Raw genomic sequence first — 14589 nt, forward strand, 5'->3', positions numbered from 1 at the left:
TCCGCTGCGGGAGGGCCGGCGAGCACGATCCGCCGGCCCTCCCGCAGCTCTTCCCCTGCACCGCCGCACGACAGCACCACCGCACCCGCACCACCGAGGAGTCCCGATGCCGCCCCGTACCGCCCGCACCCTCGGGATCGTCCTCGCGGTCCTGGGCGTCGTCGCCGTGATCGTCGCGATCGTCCTCCTCGTCCGCCCGGCCGACGGCGCCGGAGCCCCGACCTCGACCCCGGTCGCCCCCTCCGCCACCGCCCCGTCGACCGCGCCCACCGAACCCGGAACCACCGAGACCGAGACCAGCGGACCCGCGACGGAGACGACCACCCCCACCACGGCCGCCCCCTCGGACACCTCTCCGAGCGAGGGCATCGTCGCCTCGCCCGCCCCCGGCTCCACCGCCGCGCCGGCCGTCGTCTCCTTCACCGCCTCGCCCACGACCATCGACTGCGCGGGCGATCGCACCGCCTCCGTCCCCGTGGCGCTCTCCTGGCAGACCGAGGGCGGCGTCGCCGCCCGCCTCGCCGTCGGCACGACCGACGCGCAGTCCGGCGCCCCCGTCGACCTCTCCGCGACCGGCTACTCCGCCCTCGCCGTCCCCTGCCGCGACGCCGAGACCCTGATCACCCTCGCCGTCGAGTCCGCCGACGGCACGGTGACGCGACGCACCCTCGTCCTGACCACGTCCGAGTAGCCCCTCCCCTCCGCGAGATGCCACTTGTGCACGCGACACGCCGAGAAAAGCGCGCACAAGTGGCATCTCGCGGGAGGCGGCCGGACTCGCCCGCACGGCAGAATGGACCCCGATGACCTCCACCCCGCCTCCGCTCGGCCTGCTCCTCGACGTCGACGGCCCGATCGCCAGCCCGATCAGCCGCACGATCGCCATCGACTCGATCGCCGACGACCTCGTCGCGCTCGCGAACGCGGGCATCCCGCTCGTGTTCAACACGGGCCGATCCGATGCGTTCCTGCGCGAGCGGGTGCTGCCCCCGCTGCTCGAGCGCGGCGTCTCGGCCGACGCGCGGATCGTCTGCGTCTGCGAGAAGGGCGCCGTCTGGTTCACCGTCGACTACCGCGGCACCTCCGAGCCGATCGTCGACGAATCGCTCGCGATCCCGGCGGCGGTCGCCCGCGACCTCGAGCGGATGATCCGCCAGGACTACGACGACCTCGTCTTCTTCGACGAGACCAAGCGCGCGATGGTCTCGGCGGAGCAGCTCGTCGACCTCTCCAGCGAGGACTACCTCGAGCGCCAGCTCGTCTTCGACGCCGACGCGCTGCAGATCATGACCGCGGCCGGCCTCGGCGTCGAGCGCCGCGGCATCCGCTACCCGAACGACACCGGCGCCGTCGAGTACCGCATCGACCCCACGGTGATCTCCACCGACATCGAGTCGAACCGCCTCGGCAAGGACCTCGGCGCCCAGCGCGCCGTCGAGCTGCTCGGCGCCACCGGGCCGATCCCGCAGCGCTGGCGCACGGTCGGCGACTCCCGCAGCGACTACGCGATGGCCGACTGGCTCTCCGAGCACGCCTACGACGTCGCCCACGTCGACGTGCGCCCCGCGGAGGGAGTGCCGGACAAGCCCTACCCGATCCTGGTGGTCGACGGCGCGATCAACGACGAGGCCGGCGCCGCCGTGCTGCGCCGCTGGACCGAGCTCGTCGCCGACGAGACGACGCCCGAGGTCGGCGGCGGCATCTCCCTCCACGTCGCGGGCTGAAGCGCCAGCCCCTCGCCCGGGGCGGCCGGGCCCGTTAGCGTTCGGGGCATGAGAATCGCAGTCACCGGTGGATCCGGCAAACTCGGCCGCAGCGTCGTCGCCCGCCTCCGCGAGTCCGGCCACGACGTCTTCAACCTCGACCGCGCGGGCGACCGCGGAGCCGGCTTCGTCCGGATCGACGTCGCCGACTACGGGCAGGTGATCGACGCGCTGCAGGCGGTCGGCGACCAGTACGACGGCATCGACGCCCTCGTGCACCTCGCCGCCATCCCGGCGCCCGGCATCGTCCCCGACATCGCGACCTTCCACAACAACATGACGGCGACGTTCAACGTCTTCCACGCGGCCATCCGCGCGGGCATCCGGACCATCGTCTACGCCTCCAGCGAGACCGTGCTCGGCCTGCCGTTCGACGTGCCGCCGCCCTACATCCCGGTGGACGAGAAGTACCCGGCCCGCCCGGAGTCGGTCTACTCGCTCACCAAGCACCTCGAGGAGCAGCTCGCGATCGAGCTCTGCCGCTGGCACGAGGACCTGACGATCATCGGCCTGCGCTTCTCGAACGTGATGGACGAGGCGGACTACGCCGAGTTCCCGTCCTTCGACTCCGACGCGATGCTCCGCAAGTGGAACCTCTGGGGCTACATCGACGGTCGCGACGGCGCGCAGGCGGTCGAGAAGGCCCTCCAGCACGGGACGCCGGGCTTCGACCGCTTCATCATCGCCGCGGCGGACACCGTGATGACCCGCCCCAACGCCGAGCTGGTCGCCGAGGTCTTCCCCGGCGTCGAGCTGCACGGCGACCTCGGCGTGAACGACACGCTCCTCTCGATCGACCACGCCCGCGAGGTGCTCGGCTACGCCCCGGAGCACTCCTGGCGCGACTCGCAGCAGGCCCGCTGACCTCGGGCTCGCCGGAACGGCTCCGGCTCGCGGGGATCCTCGGATCCCGCGAGCCGGGGCCGTTTGCGCGTGCCGGAGGTGTGCCGGGCTGAGGTTGGGCTCGTGGTTCCGTGTCCGGCTCGCGGAAATCGTCGGTTCCGGCGTGCCGAGGCAGGTTCCACGTGCCGGAGGCGTCCCGGGCTGAAGTTCGGCTCGTGGTTCCGTGTCCGGCTCGCGGAAATCGTCGGTTCCGGCGTGCCGAGGCAGGTTCCACGTGCCGGAGGTGTGCCGGGCTGACGTTGGGCTCGTGGTTCCGTGTCCGGCTCGCGGGAGTCGTCGGTTTCGGCGTGCCGGAGCTGTTTCCGCGTGCCGGAGGTGTGCCGGGCTGAGGTTCGGCTCGTGGTTCCGCGTCCGGCTCGCGGGAGTCGTCGGTTTCGGCGTGCCGGAGCTGTTTCCGCGTGCCGGAGGTGTGCCGGGCAGACGTTGGGCTCGTGGTTCCGTGTCCGGCTCGCGGGAATCGTCGGTTCCCGCGTGCCGAGGCCGTTTCTGCGTGCCGGAGGTGTCCCACACGAGCTCCGGCACGCGGAAACGCCTCCGGCTCGCAGGGATCCGAGGATCCTGCGAGCCGGAGGCGTTCGTGCGAGCCGGAGGTGCCGGCTCCGACGACCCGGGTCAGCTCGGGATGTAGTTGAACTCGTCCGGGTTCGGGCCGGTGCGCTCGTCGCGGTTGAGCGCGGAGATCGCGGTCATCGACTCGTCGTCCAGCTCGAAGTCGAAGAGCGCGAAGTTCTCCTCCACGCGCTTGCGGGTGACCGACTTCGGGAAGACGATGTCGCCGCGCTGGATGTGCCAGCGCAGGACGACCTGCGCGGGGGAGCGGTCGACGCTGTGCGCGATGCGCACGATCGCCTCGTCGTCCAGGACCTTGCCCTGCGCGATCGGCGACCAGGCCTCGGTCGCGATGCCGTGCTCAACGCCGTAGGCGCGGAGCTCCTCCTGCGTGAGGAAGGGGTGCACCTCGATCTGGTTCACGGCCGGGACGATCGTCGCCTCGGCGCGGAGCCGGTTGAGGTGGTTGGTCTGGAAGTTGGAGACGCCGATCGCCTTCGCCTTGCCGCTGCGGTAGATCTCCTCCATCGCCTTCCAGGTCTCCAGGTAGTCGCCGACCTTCGGCAGCGGCCAGTGGATGAGGAAGAGGTCGACGTAGTCGAACTTCAGCTCGGCGAGGGTGTCGTCGATCGCCTGCAGGGCGTCCTCGCGGGCGTGGAAGCCGTTGTTGAGCTTCGAGGTGACGAAGACCTCGGAGCGGTCGAGGCCGGAGGCGCGCACGGCCTCGCCGACGCCGGCCTCGTTGCCGTACATCTCGGCGGTGTCGATGTGGCGGTAGCCGACCTCGAGAGCGGCGAGAGTCGCGTCCTTGGTCTCGGCGGGGTCGATCTGGAAGACACCGAAGCCCAGCTGCGGGATCTCGACTCCGTTGTTGAGGGTGATCGTGGGGACAGTGTTGTCCGTGCTCATACTCGAGCGTCCTTTCGTCCGGGGATCGGCCGCGTCGGAGAGCATGCGGCCGGAGTCCAGTTCACGCCCCGGGGCCTCCCAGGTGCAAGGCCTTGCGCGTCCGGCGAACATCGGCGGTCGTCCGGCGCCGTCAGGGCTGCAGGGAACGACGAAGGCCCCCGGCACGGATGCCGGGGGCCTTCGGGAGTCGCGTGATTACGCGCGGGACTTGCGTCCGGTGATCGCACCGTAGATCAGCAGCACGATGATCGCGCCGACCACCGCGAGGATGATGCTGACGAGGTTGAAGCCCATCGGGTCGTCGCGCCCGAAGAGCGCGCCGCCGATGAATCCTCCGAGGAGGGCGCCGACGATGCCGAGGATGATGGTGATGATCCATCCGCCGCCCTGCTTGCCGGGCAGGATGAGCTTTGCGAGTGCGCCGGCGATGAGGCCGAGAACGATCCAACCGATGATGCCCATGATGTGTCTCCTTCGTAGTGTGCTCGACCGGCCGTTCCGGTGCGAGCGTCAACGCCTGTCGTGAAGGCGTCCTTGCAGATGCTGTCGGTCAGCGGAGTGAGCGCTGCACCTTCGCGCGGGCCTTGTCGGCGACCGCGGAGAAGTGCTTCGCCTCGCGCTTCGAGGTCTTCTTGAGCTTCTTGCGCGTCTTCTTCGTGGCCGGGTCGTTCCACACACCGAGTGCGAGATGGCGGAGCTCTTCGTAGCGTCCGCGACCGGCGCGGGCGCCGAAGACGTACGCGGCGAGGGCGACGAGCGCCAGCAGGACGAGGCGGGGATTCATGCGGTGACCCTTCCATCGGAGAGAGCACAGGGTCGTGCTCGGCCCCTATTCCACTCTCCTGCGGATGCCGTGACAATTCAGGGCTAGACCGTTGACAGCGACAGCGCTGATCTGCTTCGTCGCGCGCGTTCTATCAGACGATCGGTGCAGAGGTTCAGTGCGGCGCCGCCTGCACCGGGGTGTCGGCGAAGCGCTCGTGCAGGTACGGCCCGTAGCCGCCGTCGACCCGGTTCCACCGCCGGCCCGAGGTGGTCACCTCGCCCCGATCGGTCGCGCCCACCCGGGCGCCGGCTCCGCGCAGCCGCTCCACCAGCAGCACGTCCTCGTGCAGCGGCTCGGCACCGAAGCCGCCCGCCGCGAGGTAGGAGCTCGCACGCACGCCGAGGTTCGCGCCGTGGATGCTGCCGATCGACTCCTCGCGCTCGCGGGCGCGCAGCCAGCGCCCGTACATCTCCGGCGAGACGTCGTCCGGGTCCGGGCGCACCGTGCCCACGAGCGCGTCGTGGAGGCGCGCGTGCTCGACGTGCTCGAGCAGCCAGTCCTGGGGGACGACGGTGTCGGCGTCGGTGTTCGCGATCCAGACGCGGTCGGGGGCGGCGTAGGGGTCGGAGGCGGTGGCGGAGTCGGAGGAAGAGCCGAGGGCGTGCGCGATTCCGGCCGCGCGGGCCGCTCCGACCCCGCAGCGCTCCAGCTCGAGCACCTCGGCGCCCGCAGCCCGGGCGCGCTCGACGGTCTCGTCGGAGCAGCCGTCGGCCGCGACGACCAGCCGCACCGCGACCGACGGGTGCGTCCGCGCGAGATGCTCCGCGCTCCGGCGCACCGAGGTGACGGCGGCGGTGATCCTCGCCTGCTCGTCGTGGGCGGGGACCACGACCAGCAGCTGCTCGATCCGGGTCACAGCAGCCCTGTCCGGCGGGCGACCGAGCGGCCGTCGCGCGAGTGCACCTCGAGCAGCAGGTCCTCCTCCTCGTGCCGGGCGATCCGCCGCAGTCCGAGCTCGCCCACGGCCCGCTGCACCGAGTCGCCGTCGAGCTCGAGCCCCGCGATCGCGTGCCGCCAGTGCACGGTGACCAGCTCGCCCGGGGTGGAGAGGCGGTCGCGCACGCCGCGGAGCGTGCGCTCCAGCGCCTCCCGGCCCAGGTAGTAGCCCACCTCGGAGAGCACGATCAGGTCGAACGGACCCTCCGGAACGCCGCGGGTGATGTCGTGGTGCTCGACGCGGACGTGCTCGAGCGGAGCCAGGCGCCGGGCGGCGCGCTCGACGGCGGCGGCCGAGACGTCGATCGCGAGCAGCCGCTCCGCCCGCTCGGCGAGCGCCTCGGCCAGCACGCCGATCGAGGAGCCGATCTCGAGCACGGAGCCGTAGCGGCGCTCGGGCAGGCTCGCCAGCGTGAGGGCGCGCTTGCGCTCCTCGTACCAGCGGCTGGTGTACCCCCAGGGGTCCTCGTGCCGCTCGTACAGCTCGTCGAAGTAGCTCATCCCCGTGTCCTCGCCGCCGGGACCGTGCCCGCGCGTCCCCGCGAGCCTAGGCAGGATCGCGGCGTCGCTCCGCCCCTTGTCGGGGGACGCTCCGTGCGCTAGCTCCGCCGTCGCCATCAGCGGACCCGGATCAGGCGGTCGTCGCCGGCGAACGCGCGGAGGAACCGCGGATGCAGTACGGCCGCGGATCCGCCGGGTCCGGGCGCCGTCTGGCTCGGGTAGCGGGCCAGCGCGCGGGCTTTGCGCGCTCGCAGCTCGTCGTCGGCCGCGACGCGGACGAGCGCCCGCCACGGCACCTCCTCGTCGTCCGGCTCCGCCCAGTGCCAGAGCCAGATCGGTGCGGCGAGCAGCGGGTGGCCGAGCTCTGCCGCGACCTCGGCGCAGACCTCGCCGACGACGCGGTGGTCGCGGTGCCCGTCACCGGTCCAGGTCGACAGCAGCAGGACGGCGCCCGGCGCGGCGGCGGCGCGGGCGAGCACCTCGGCACGGATCCGGTCGCGGTGCTCGGGAGTCCCGGAGTCCGGCACATCGAGGAAGGCGAGCCCGATGCCGTCGCCGAGCTCGTCCAGTGCGGCGCGGACCTCGCCGCGGCGCTCGGCGACCAACGCCGCGGCCGCGGCGGGGGAGGAGGCGCCGTGCGCCGCGCCGCCGTCCGTCACGATCACGACGTCCACGGGCGTGCCGAGGCGCCGGGCCAGGGCGATGGTCCCGCCGCAGCCGAGGGTCTCGTCGTCCGCGTGCGCGACGACGACCAGGACGCGCGCGACGGCGGAGAGCGCCTCGGCGGCGAGGGCGGGCAGCCGGTCCCACCGCCCGTCCGCGCTCCAGCGCTCGACCGGGGTGCCCTCGAGGTGGCCGTCGAAGGCGATGACGCGGCTCACCACTGCTCCGCCTCGCCGCTCGCGAGGACCGCGCGGCCGAGCGCCGCGTCGTCGCGCTCGGCGTGGTGCTGGCGGACGTAGAGCGCGAGATCGGCGACCCGTTTGGCGTGCTCGGCGTCGAGTGCGAGCGGAGCCGGGCCCAGGGCGCGGCCGGCGCGGAGCAGGATCTCCTCCACGGCTCCCGCCGCGGTCGCGCGCACCCGCTTGGCCAGCAGTGCGCCGCGGGCGCCCTCGGCCCGGCCGCCGTCGATGAGTGCCGCGGCCTCGTCGAGCGCGCGCGCCGGCCGGCGGAGAGCGCGGTGTCCACGGCGCCCAGGTGCGCCAGCAGGTGCGGATCCTCCCGGCGCGCGGCTGCGCGGGCCAGCGCGGCGGCGACGCCCCGCGCCCCGCCGAGCCAGCACGCGGCGACGCCGATGCCGCCCCAGGCGAAGCCGGGCCGCGAGAGGTACCAGCCGGGCGCGCCGACCGCGCGGGCTGCGGCGCCGGCGAAGCGCACGGGCCCGCTCGGGATCTCGGTGAGGCCGCGGGCGTGCCAGGCGCCCGCCTCCGGGGTCGCCGTGCCGTCGCGCAGGCGCACGGCGAAGAGGCGGCGCTCGCCCTCGGCGTCGCCGACGTGCGCGGTGATCAGGGCGGCGTCGAGCCGGTCGGCCAGGGAGCACCACGGCTTCACGCCGTCGAGCCGCCAGTGCTCGCCCTGCGCGGTCGCGACGAGTGGCTCGTCACCGCCCTCCGCGGCGAAGACTCCCCACACCGCGTCGTCGTCGACCCCGAGGTCGCGGGGCGTGAGGCCGGCCTCGCCCAGGATCGCGAGCGCGTCCAGGTGCGGCTCGACCGCGCGGGCGACGCCGAGGTCGTGCCGGGCGAGGCGCTCGAGCAGCGCGTGCAGCTCGGCGGTGCGGCCGGTGCCGGGTCGCGGCGGGTCCACCGAGAGCGAGCGGGCGAGCGCCAGGGCGCCGTCGACGTCGTCGGGCGTGCCGACACCGTCGGAGAGGAAGGAGGAGGGGGCGAGCGGTTCCATCCCCCGCCACGCTACGCAGTCGGCGCCGGGTCCGCGCCCGATCCGCCGGCGCCGGGTCCGGCGCCGCGCATGTCGAGCGCGGTGATCCGCCGGAGCAGGACGGCGAAGAGCTCCACGTCCGCCGCGTCCCACTGCCGCAGCTCCTCGTGCATCACGGCCTGGCGGGAGCTGCGGATCGCGCGCATCCGCTCGGCGGTCTCCGGAGTGACGGAGAGGATCGTCGCCCGGCCGTCGCCGGGGTCGGGCGAGCGCTGGAGCAGACCCAGCCGGTCGAGCGCCGTGATCTGGCGGCTGATCGCCGACTTGTCGGTCTCGAGCAGGTCGGCGAGGGCGCCCGAGTGCATCGGACCGCGCCGCTCGAGGGTCGCGAGCGTGCGGTAGCCGGCGGTGCTCAGCTCGGGGTGCAGGCGCTCGGCCGAGGAGCGCATCGCGTCGCGCACCCGGTTGAACAGCGTGCTCAGCTCGCCCTCGACGGCGGCGATGGCGGCGTCGCTCCTCGGGCCGGCGTCGTCGGACGACGCGGGGACGGCGGCGTCCGCGGCGTCCGCTGCGGGGTGGGGAGGCGTGGGCGAGCCGGTCATGACTCCAGCATCCCGCGCGGCGGCCCGGCGGCGCTCGCCCCGGCGCGAGCCGAGGCGGCGTCGACTTGCGCGCGGGCCCGTCCACGTCGTACGCTCTCCGAAGCCAAAGACCGCCGGTTTCCGGTGTGCGCACGAGCAGGGCCCAGGCCCCGCGGATCGCCACCGGACGAAGGATTCGCGAAGCGAATGGCCCGCGCAGGTGTGCAAGAGATGTTGTCCGCGTTCCACGCGTTCCCCAGGCTCCCGCGCTCCTGCGCCGGAGCCTTTTTCTTTTCGTGCTTTCGGGCTACCGGCACGAGAATTCACAGGAGTAGCCATGGCGAACAAGGAAGCCTCGGTCGCCGAACTCACGGAGAAGTTCCAGAGTTCGACCGCCGTTCTGCTGACCGAGTACCGCGGTCTCACTGTTGCTCAGCTCAAGTCGCTGCGCAAGGACATCAGTGAGCACGCGACGTACGCCGTGGTGAAGAACACGCTGACGAAGATCGCGGCCAACAACGCCGGTATCTCGTCCTTCGACGCCGAGCTCGCTGGCCCTTCGGCCATCGCGTTCGTGCACGGCGACCCCGTCGCCGTCGCGAAGTCGCTGCGTGCCTTCGCCAAGGCAAACCCTCTCCTCGTGGTCAAGGGCGGTTACTTCGACGGTAACCCGCTGACCGCGGAAGAGGTGGGCAAGCTCGCCGACCTCGAGTCCCGTGAAGTGCTGCTCGGCAAGCTCGCCGGCGCCTTCAAGGCCTCGCTCTTCGGTGCCGCTTACCTGTTCCAGGCGCCGCTGTCCAAGGCCGTTCGCACGGTCGAGGCGCTGCGCGAGAAGCAGGAGTCCGCGAGCTGACGCCTTCCTTCGGGAGGCAGTGCGCACGCGGTTCGTAGACAAGAAACAACAAGGAGAAAAATCATGGCAAAGCTCACGCAGGACGAGCTCATCGAGGCCTTCAAGGAGCTCACGCTCATCGAGCTCTCTGAGTTCGTGAAGAAGTTCGAAGAGGTCTTCGAGGTCACCGCCGCCGCCCCCGTCGCCGCTGCAGGCGTCGCCGGCCCGGCCGCCCCCGCCGAGGAGGTCGAGGAGCAGACCGAGTTCGACGTCGTGCTCGAGGCCGCCGGCGAGAAGAAGATCCAGGTCATCAAGGAGGTCCGCGCGCTCACCAGCCTCGGCCTCGGCGAGGCGAAGGCAGTCGTCGACGGCGCCCCCAAGGCCGTCCTCGAGGCTGTCAACAAGGAGACCGCCGAGAAGGCCAAGGCCCAGCTCGAGGCCGCCGGCGCGACCGTCACCGTCAAGTAATCCCCTCGCACCCGTCAGGGTGCAGCGGCTCCGCCTCCGGGCGTGGCCACCGGCGCAGGGCGTCGTCTCCTCGGAGGCGGCGCCCTTCGTCGTTCCGCCGCGTCGCTGCCTCCGCCCGCCGCGTCGCCCTTCCCGCTGTCACGTGACGTGAGCCCCTAGAATCGCCGGGTGACTGCTATCGACCCGCTCGCAGGTCTCCCGGCCCGCGATGTGCCGCCCAGCGAGGTCTCGTTGAGCGAGCTGCTCAGCGACTTCGTCTCGGTGACGCACCGGATCACCCGCCTCGCCGCGCAGGCCACCGACAACCAGGAGTCGCAGGCCGTCTGGCGCACGCTCTCGGTGCTGCTGTCGATGGGCCCGATGCGCCTGGGCGAGCTGGCGACCCAGAGCCGCGTCTCGCAGCCCACGATGACCAAGATCGTGAAGAACCTCGTCGAGACCGGCTGGCTCGACCGCATCGCCGATCCGGTCGACGCCCGCGCCTGGCAGATCCGCCTCGCCCCCGACGGCGCGGCCGCGCTCACCGCTTGGCGCACCCAGCTGGGCGACGCCCTCACGCCGATCTTCGCCGACCTCCGTCCCGACGACCGCCGCGTCCTCGAGCGCGCCGTCGAGATCATGCACGAGCGCCTCGTCGTCGCCCCCCGCGCCTGACCCCGCCAGTCCATGCTGGTCGAGTAGCCCCGGAGGGGCGCATCGAGACGCACGGTCGTCCGCGGTTCGTGCAGGATGAGCGCGTGCAGATGCGACTCGAACTCGTCCCCGTGCCCGTTTCCGACGTCGACCGGGCGCTGGCGTTCTACGCCGACGTCGTCGGCTTCCACGTCGACCACGACGTCCGGCCTTCCCCGTCGATGCGGATCGTCCAGCTGACACCGCCCGGCTCCGCCTGCTCGATCGTGATCGGCACCGGGATGGGGCCCGGGCCGGAGGACGGCGTCGTCCGCGGGCTGCACCTCGTCGTCGACGACGTCGCCGCCGCCCGCGCCGAGCTGGTCGAGCGCGGTCTCGAGCTGTCGGACGTGCAGGACATGGGCGGCGTGAAGTACGCCCATTTCGCCGACCCCGACGGCAACACCTGGTCCCTGCAGGAGATCGGCTCGCGCACCCCGTCGGCCTGAGCGGCCAGTATGGCGAGGTTCGCCTCCCTCTGCTGGTCGAGTAGCCCCGGAGGGGCGTATCGAGACCCGGCGTGGTCAGCAGGGCGGGCCTGACGACTCGACTGCGGGCGGTGCGGGATCTCGATACGCCCGCTGCGCGGGCTACTCGATCAGCATGCAGCGGGCGCGTCCGCTCCGACTCAGTCCTCGGGCCAGCGGACGCGGGCGCCCGAGTCCGGGTGCTTGCGCAGCCAGGCGGCGATGAAGGGGCAGCGGGGGACGACCGTGCCGCCCGCCTCCGTCACGGCGAGCACCGCGGCGCGGGCGAGGACGCCGCCGAGGCCATGGCCCTCCCACGCCTCGTCGACGACGGTGTGGGTCAGGACGACCTCGTCGTCGCGGCGGACGTAGGCCGCGAAGCCGGCGGTCTCGTCGCCGACGAGGATCTCGAAGCGGGAGCGCTCGGGCACGTCGCGGACGACGGGGGAGGGGGCGGAGTCGGTCATGCTCCGATCCTGGCCCCCCGCGGCGCCGACGTGCTGGTGCGGATGACGAGGGTCGCCGGGATGGTGGTGTGCCGCGCGGGCGGCGGCGCCTCGCCCCGGGCGAGAGCGGCCAGCGCCTCGAGCACGAGCGCGACGGCGAGCTCGCCCTGCTGCCGGGGGTCCTGCCGGATCGAGCTGAGGCCGAACAGCTCCGCGAGCGGGTGGTCGTCGATCCCGATGATCGAGACGTCCTCGGGCACGGAGAGGCCGAGCTCGCGGGCCGCGAGGATGATGCCGATCGCGATCTCGTCGGAGGCAGCGAAGATCGCCGTCGGCCGAGTCCGCGGGTCGCCGAGCACCTGGCGTCCGGCGCGGTGCCCGCCCGGGATGTCGAAGCTCGTCGGCACGAAGTGGCCGGGCCCGCGGTCGAGGCCGGCGGCGGTGAGGGCGTCGCAGAAGCCCTCGTGCCGCTTGGTGTGCACGTGGAAGTCCATCTCCTCCTCCACGAGCCCGCCGATGTGCACGACGCGCTCGTGCCCGAGCGAGAGCAGGTGCTCGGTGGCGAGGCGGGCGGCCGCGACGTCGTCGATGCTGAAGGTCGGGATGCCGGGGAGCGAGCCGCCGATGCCGACGATCGGCTTGCCCAGCGCGAGCAGCGCCTCCGTCTCGTCGGGCGAGATCTCCAGCGTGACCGCGACGATGGCGTCGACGCGCTTGCGGACGAGGTAGTACTCGAAGACGCTGCGCCGCGCGTCGTGGTGCTTGTCGATGTTGTAGAGCAGCAGGTCGTAGCCGGCGGCGAGGAGGGCGTGCTCGATGCCCTCGATGATGCCGCCGAAGAACCACTGGTTGATCACGGGGATGATCACCGCGACGTTGTTGCTGCGCCCCGTCACGAGGCTCGAGGCGTTGGCCGAGACGACGTAGCCGAGGCTGGAGGCGGCGTGCTCGACCCGCTCCTTCGTGCGGGCGGAGACGTAGCCTCGGCCGCTGAGGGCGCGCGAGACGGTCGCCTTCGAGACCCCGGCGAGTTCGGCGACCTCTTCGATGCCTGGCACGGCGTTCCTCCCGGACCGTCCGGCGTCGATGCTGGAAACGGTTCCAGAAAGTTATACCCCGACTGCGGAGGATCGCGGGCATCGAGAACGATCTCCCGCCGCGGGAGACCGGAACTTCCGCGGTTCGTCGCCGGATCGTTATCTCAGAGAGCGCTCTATCGGCGCCGTTGTGCTTTCATCGAACTTGTGGAAAGGTTTCCCTCCGTGGAGGCCCGAGCCCACACGAACCCGGTGTTCCGCTCGGAGAGTCTTCGCACGGAACCACCAACAGCATCCGAGTCGTCGCAGCACCTGCTTCGAGTCGCCTCAGCCCGCCGGCCCGCCGGACGGCACCGGCCCTCGGCTGAACCACCACTCAATGAGGAGGAACCATGCGGTCATCCCTGCACCGCCGTATCACCCTTCCCGTCGCCGTTCTCGCAGCGGCCGGGATCGCCCTCGCCGGCTGCTCGAGCAGCAGCGACCCGAACGACCCCAACGCCGGCGGCGGCAGCTCCGCCGGCACCGTCGGCACCGCCGACGGCGTCGTCAACGTCTACGGCACCATCAACGGCGACGAGGCCACCCTTCTCGAGCAGTCCTGGGCGGACTGGGAGAAGGAGTCGGGCATCGACATCAAGTACACCGGCGACAAGGAGTTCGAGAAGCAGATCGGCATCAAGGTCCAGGGTGGCGACACCCCCGACCTCGCGATCTTCCCGCAGCCCGGTCTGCTCGCCGACACCGTCGCCTCCGGCAAGGTCCAGGAGCTGCCCGAGGGCGCCCTGACCAACGTCCAGAACAACTGGTCCGAGGACTGGCAGAAGTACGGCCAGGTCGACGGCACCCAGTACGGCGCGCCGCTGATGGCGTCCGTCAAGGGCTACATCTGGTACTCGCCGAAGAAGTTCGCCGAGTGGGGCGTCTCCGTTCCCACCACGTGGGACGAGATGGAGGCGCTGGGCAAGACCATCGCCGAGAAGACCGGCGGACCGTCCTGGTGCGCGGGCTTCAACTCCGGTGAGGCGTCCGGCTGGCCGGGCACCGACTGGATCGAGGACGCCGTCCTCCGCGAGGCCGGCCCCGACGTCTACGACTCCTGGGTCGCGGGCGACACCCCGTTCACCGACCCCGAGATCAAGACGGCCTTCGACAAGGTCGGCTCGATCCTGCTCGACCCGACCCTGGTCAACGCCGGCTACGGCGACGTCTCCTCGATCAACTCGACCGCCTTCGGCGATGTCGCGCAGAACGTCGCCAACGGCACCTGCGCGCTGACCCACCAGGCCTCGTTCTTCGAGGGCTTCCTGACCTCGGCCGGCGCCAACGTGGCCGAGGACGGCGACGTCTGGGCCTTCCTCACCCCGCCGGCCAACGCCGACGACCCCCAGGCCGTCACCGGTGGTGGCGAGATGGTCGCCGCGTTCTCGAACGACGAGGACACCGCGAAGGTCCAGGAGTACCTGGCCAGCGCCGATTGGGCCAACAGCCGCGTCAAGCTCGGTGGCGTCATCTCGGCGAACACCGGCCTCGACGCCGCCAACGCCGGCAGCGACATCCTGAAGGACTCCATCGGCATCCTCCAGGACCCGGACACCACGTTCCGCTTCGACGGCTCGGACCTCATGCCGAAGTCCGTCGGCGCCGACAGCTTCTGGAAGGGCATGGTCGACTGGATCGACGACTCGAGCACCGATCAGGTCCTCGAGGAGATCCAGGCCGGCTACACCTCCTAGCGGTCACGTGAAGGGCCGTCGCTCCCCGGAGCGGCGGCCCTCGATCGATGCCCGTCCGGCCGGGCCGCACCCGCGGTCCGGCCGG

18 protein-coding genes are annotated in these 14589 nt (G+C 72.0%); 8 read left to right on the forward strand and 10 right to left on the reverse strand.

The annotated features are described in order from the left end of the window. Positions 1–106 precede the first annotated feature (106 nt). From GSU72_RS04670 to GSU72_RS04680, 3 genes are all read left to right on the forward strand, one after another. The gene (locus GSU72_RS04670; RefSeq protein ID WP_159984024.1) at positions 107–691 is read left to right on the forward strand and encodes a hypothetical protein; all 585 of its coding nucleotides are present in this window, start codon (positions 107–109) and stop codon (positions 689–691) included. 112 nt (positions 692–803) lie between these two features. Beyond that, the gene (locus GSU72_RS04675) at positions 804–1724 is read left to right on the forward strand and encodes a hypothetical protein (RefSeq protein ID WP_159984025.1); all 921 of its coding nucleotides are present in this window, start codon (positions 804–806) and stop codon (positions 1722–1724) included. Positions 1725–1772: 48 nt separating this feature from the next. Continuing rightward, on the forward strand, positions 1773–2627 hold the full coding sequence (locus tag GSU72_RS04680; protein ID WP_159984026.1) for an NAD(P)-dependent oxidoreductase: 855 nt from the start codon (positions 1773–1775) through the stop codon (positions 2625–2627). A 651-nt stretch (positions 2628–3278) separates the two neighbouring features. On the opposite strand, the gene GSU72_RS04685 is transcribed toward GSU72_RS04680, so the two are convergent. From GSU72_RS04685 to GSU72_RS04720, 8 genes are all read right to left on the reverse strand, one after another. Further along, a complete protein-coding gene (locus tag GSU72_RS04685; protein WP_159984027.1) occupies positions 3279–4124 on the reverse strand; it encodes an aldo/keto reductase in 846 nt (281 codons plus the stop codon). Positions 4125–4319: 195 nt separating this feature from the next. Then, positions 4320–4586 (reverse strand): GlsB/YeaQ/YmgE family stress response membrane protein, encoded by a 267-nt coding sequence (locus GSU72_RS04690; protein ID WP_056041656.1) that lies wholly within the window; start codon positions 4584–4586, stop codon positions 4320–4322. Between the two features lie 88 nt (positions 4587–4674). Beyond that, the gene (locus tag GSU72_RS04695) at positions 4675–4908 is read right to left on the reverse strand and encodes a hypothetical protein (protein ID WP_159984028.1); all 234 of its coding nucleotides are present in this window, start codon (positions 4906–4908) and stop codon (positions 4675–4677) included. Between the two features lie 154 nt (positions 4909–5062). After that, entirely contained in the window at positions 5063–5806 is a 744-nt protein-coding gene (locus tag GSU72_RS04700) for a glycosyltransferase (protein WP_159984029.1), read from the reverse strand. Next, the gene (locus tag GSU72_RS04705) at positions 5803–6387 is read right to left on the reverse strand and encodes an SAM-dependent methyltransferase (protein ID WP_159984030.1); all 585 of its coding nucleotides are present in this window, start codon (positions 6385–6387) and stop codon (positions 5803–5805) included. Before GSU72_RS04705 ends, GSU72_RS04700 begins: the two co-directional genes overlap by 4 nt. Positions 6388–6503: 116 nt before the next feature. After that, positions 6504–7268 (reverse strand): PIG-L family deacetylase, encoded by a 765-nt coding sequence (locus GSU72_RS04710; protein WP_159984031.1) that lies wholly within the window; start codon positions 7266–7268, stop codon positions 6504–6506. Next, on the reverse strand, positions 7265–7444 hold the full coding sequence (locus GSU72_RS21450; protein ID WP_244255972.1) for a hypothetical protein: 180 nt from the start codon (positions 7442–7444) through the stop codon (positions 7265–7267). Before GSU72_RS21450 ends, GSU72_RS04710 begins: the two co-directional genes overlap by 4 nt. Before the next feature lie 853 nt (positions 7445–8297). After that, on the reverse strand, positions 8298–8867 hold the full coding sequence (locus tag GSU72_RS04720) for a MarR family transcriptional regulator (protein WP_159984032.1): 570 nt from the start codon (positions 8865–8867) through the stop codon (positions 8298–8300). 316 nt (positions 8868–9183) lie between these two features. Here GSU72_RS04720 and rplJ point away from each other — a divergent pair, with 316 nt between their 5' ends. The 4 genes from rplJ to GSU72_RS04740 all read left to right on the forward strand — a co-directional run bounded on the left by rplJ (position 9184) and on the right by GSU72_RS04740 (position 11267). Next, a complete protein-coding gene (gene rplJ / locus GSU72_RS04725; RefSeq protein ID WP_159984033.1) occupies positions 9184–9699 on the forward strand; it encodes a 50S ribosomal protein L10 in 516 nt (171 codons plus the stop codon). Positions 9700–9762: 63 nt separating this feature from the next. Further along, entirely contained in the window at positions 9763–10146 is a 384-nt protein-coding gene (gene rplL, locus GSU72_RS04730; protein WP_055791021.1) for a 50S ribosomal protein L7/L12, read from the forward strand. 168 nt (positions 10147–10314) lie between these two features. Continuing rightward, complete coding sequence (locus GSU72_RS04735) at positions 10315–10800, forward strand: MarR family winged helix-turn-helix transcriptional regulator (protein WP_244255973.1); 486 nt, start codon at positions 10315–10317, stop codon at positions 10798–10800. A gap of 83 nt (positions 10801–10883) precedes the next feature. Beyond that, positions 10884–11267 (forward strand): VOC family protein, encoded by a 384-nt coding sequence (locus GSU72_RS04740; protein WP_208545149.1) that lies wholly within the window; start codon positions 10884–10886, stop codon positions 11265–11267. Positions 11268–11446: 179 nt separating this feature from the next. On the opposite strand, the gene GSU72_RS04745 is transcribed toward GSU72_RS04740, so the two are convergent. Beyond that, positions 11447–11752 (reverse strand): GNAT family N-acetyltransferase, encoded by a 306-nt coding sequence (locus tag GSU72_RS04745; protein WP_159984034.1) that lies wholly within the window; start codon positions 11750–11752, stop codon positions 11447–11449. Beyond that, on the reverse strand, positions 11749–12789 hold the full coding sequence (locus GSU72_RS04750) for a LacI family DNA-binding transcriptional regulator (protein ID WP_159984035.1): 1041 nt from the start codon (positions 12787–12789) through the stop codon (positions 11749–11751). The genes GSU72_RS04745 and GSU72_RS04750 overlap by 4 nt, the downstream gene beginning before the upstream one ends. Before the next feature lie 371 nt (positions 12790–13160). Between GSU72_RS04750 and GSU72_RS04755 the strand changes: the two genes are divergently transcribed. Further along, entirely contained in the window at positions 13161–14504 is a 1344-nt protein-coding gene (locus GSU72_RS04755; protein ID WP_159984036.1) for an ABC transporter substrate-binding protein, read from the forward strand. The last annotated feature ends 85 nt before the right edge of the window (positions 14505–14589 follow it).

Origin of the sequence: Rathayibacter sp. VKM Ac-2760, from assembly GCF_009834185.1 — a bacterium.
Lineage (GTDB): Bacteria > Actinomycetota > Actinomycetes > Actinomycetales > Microbacteriaceae > Rathayibacter.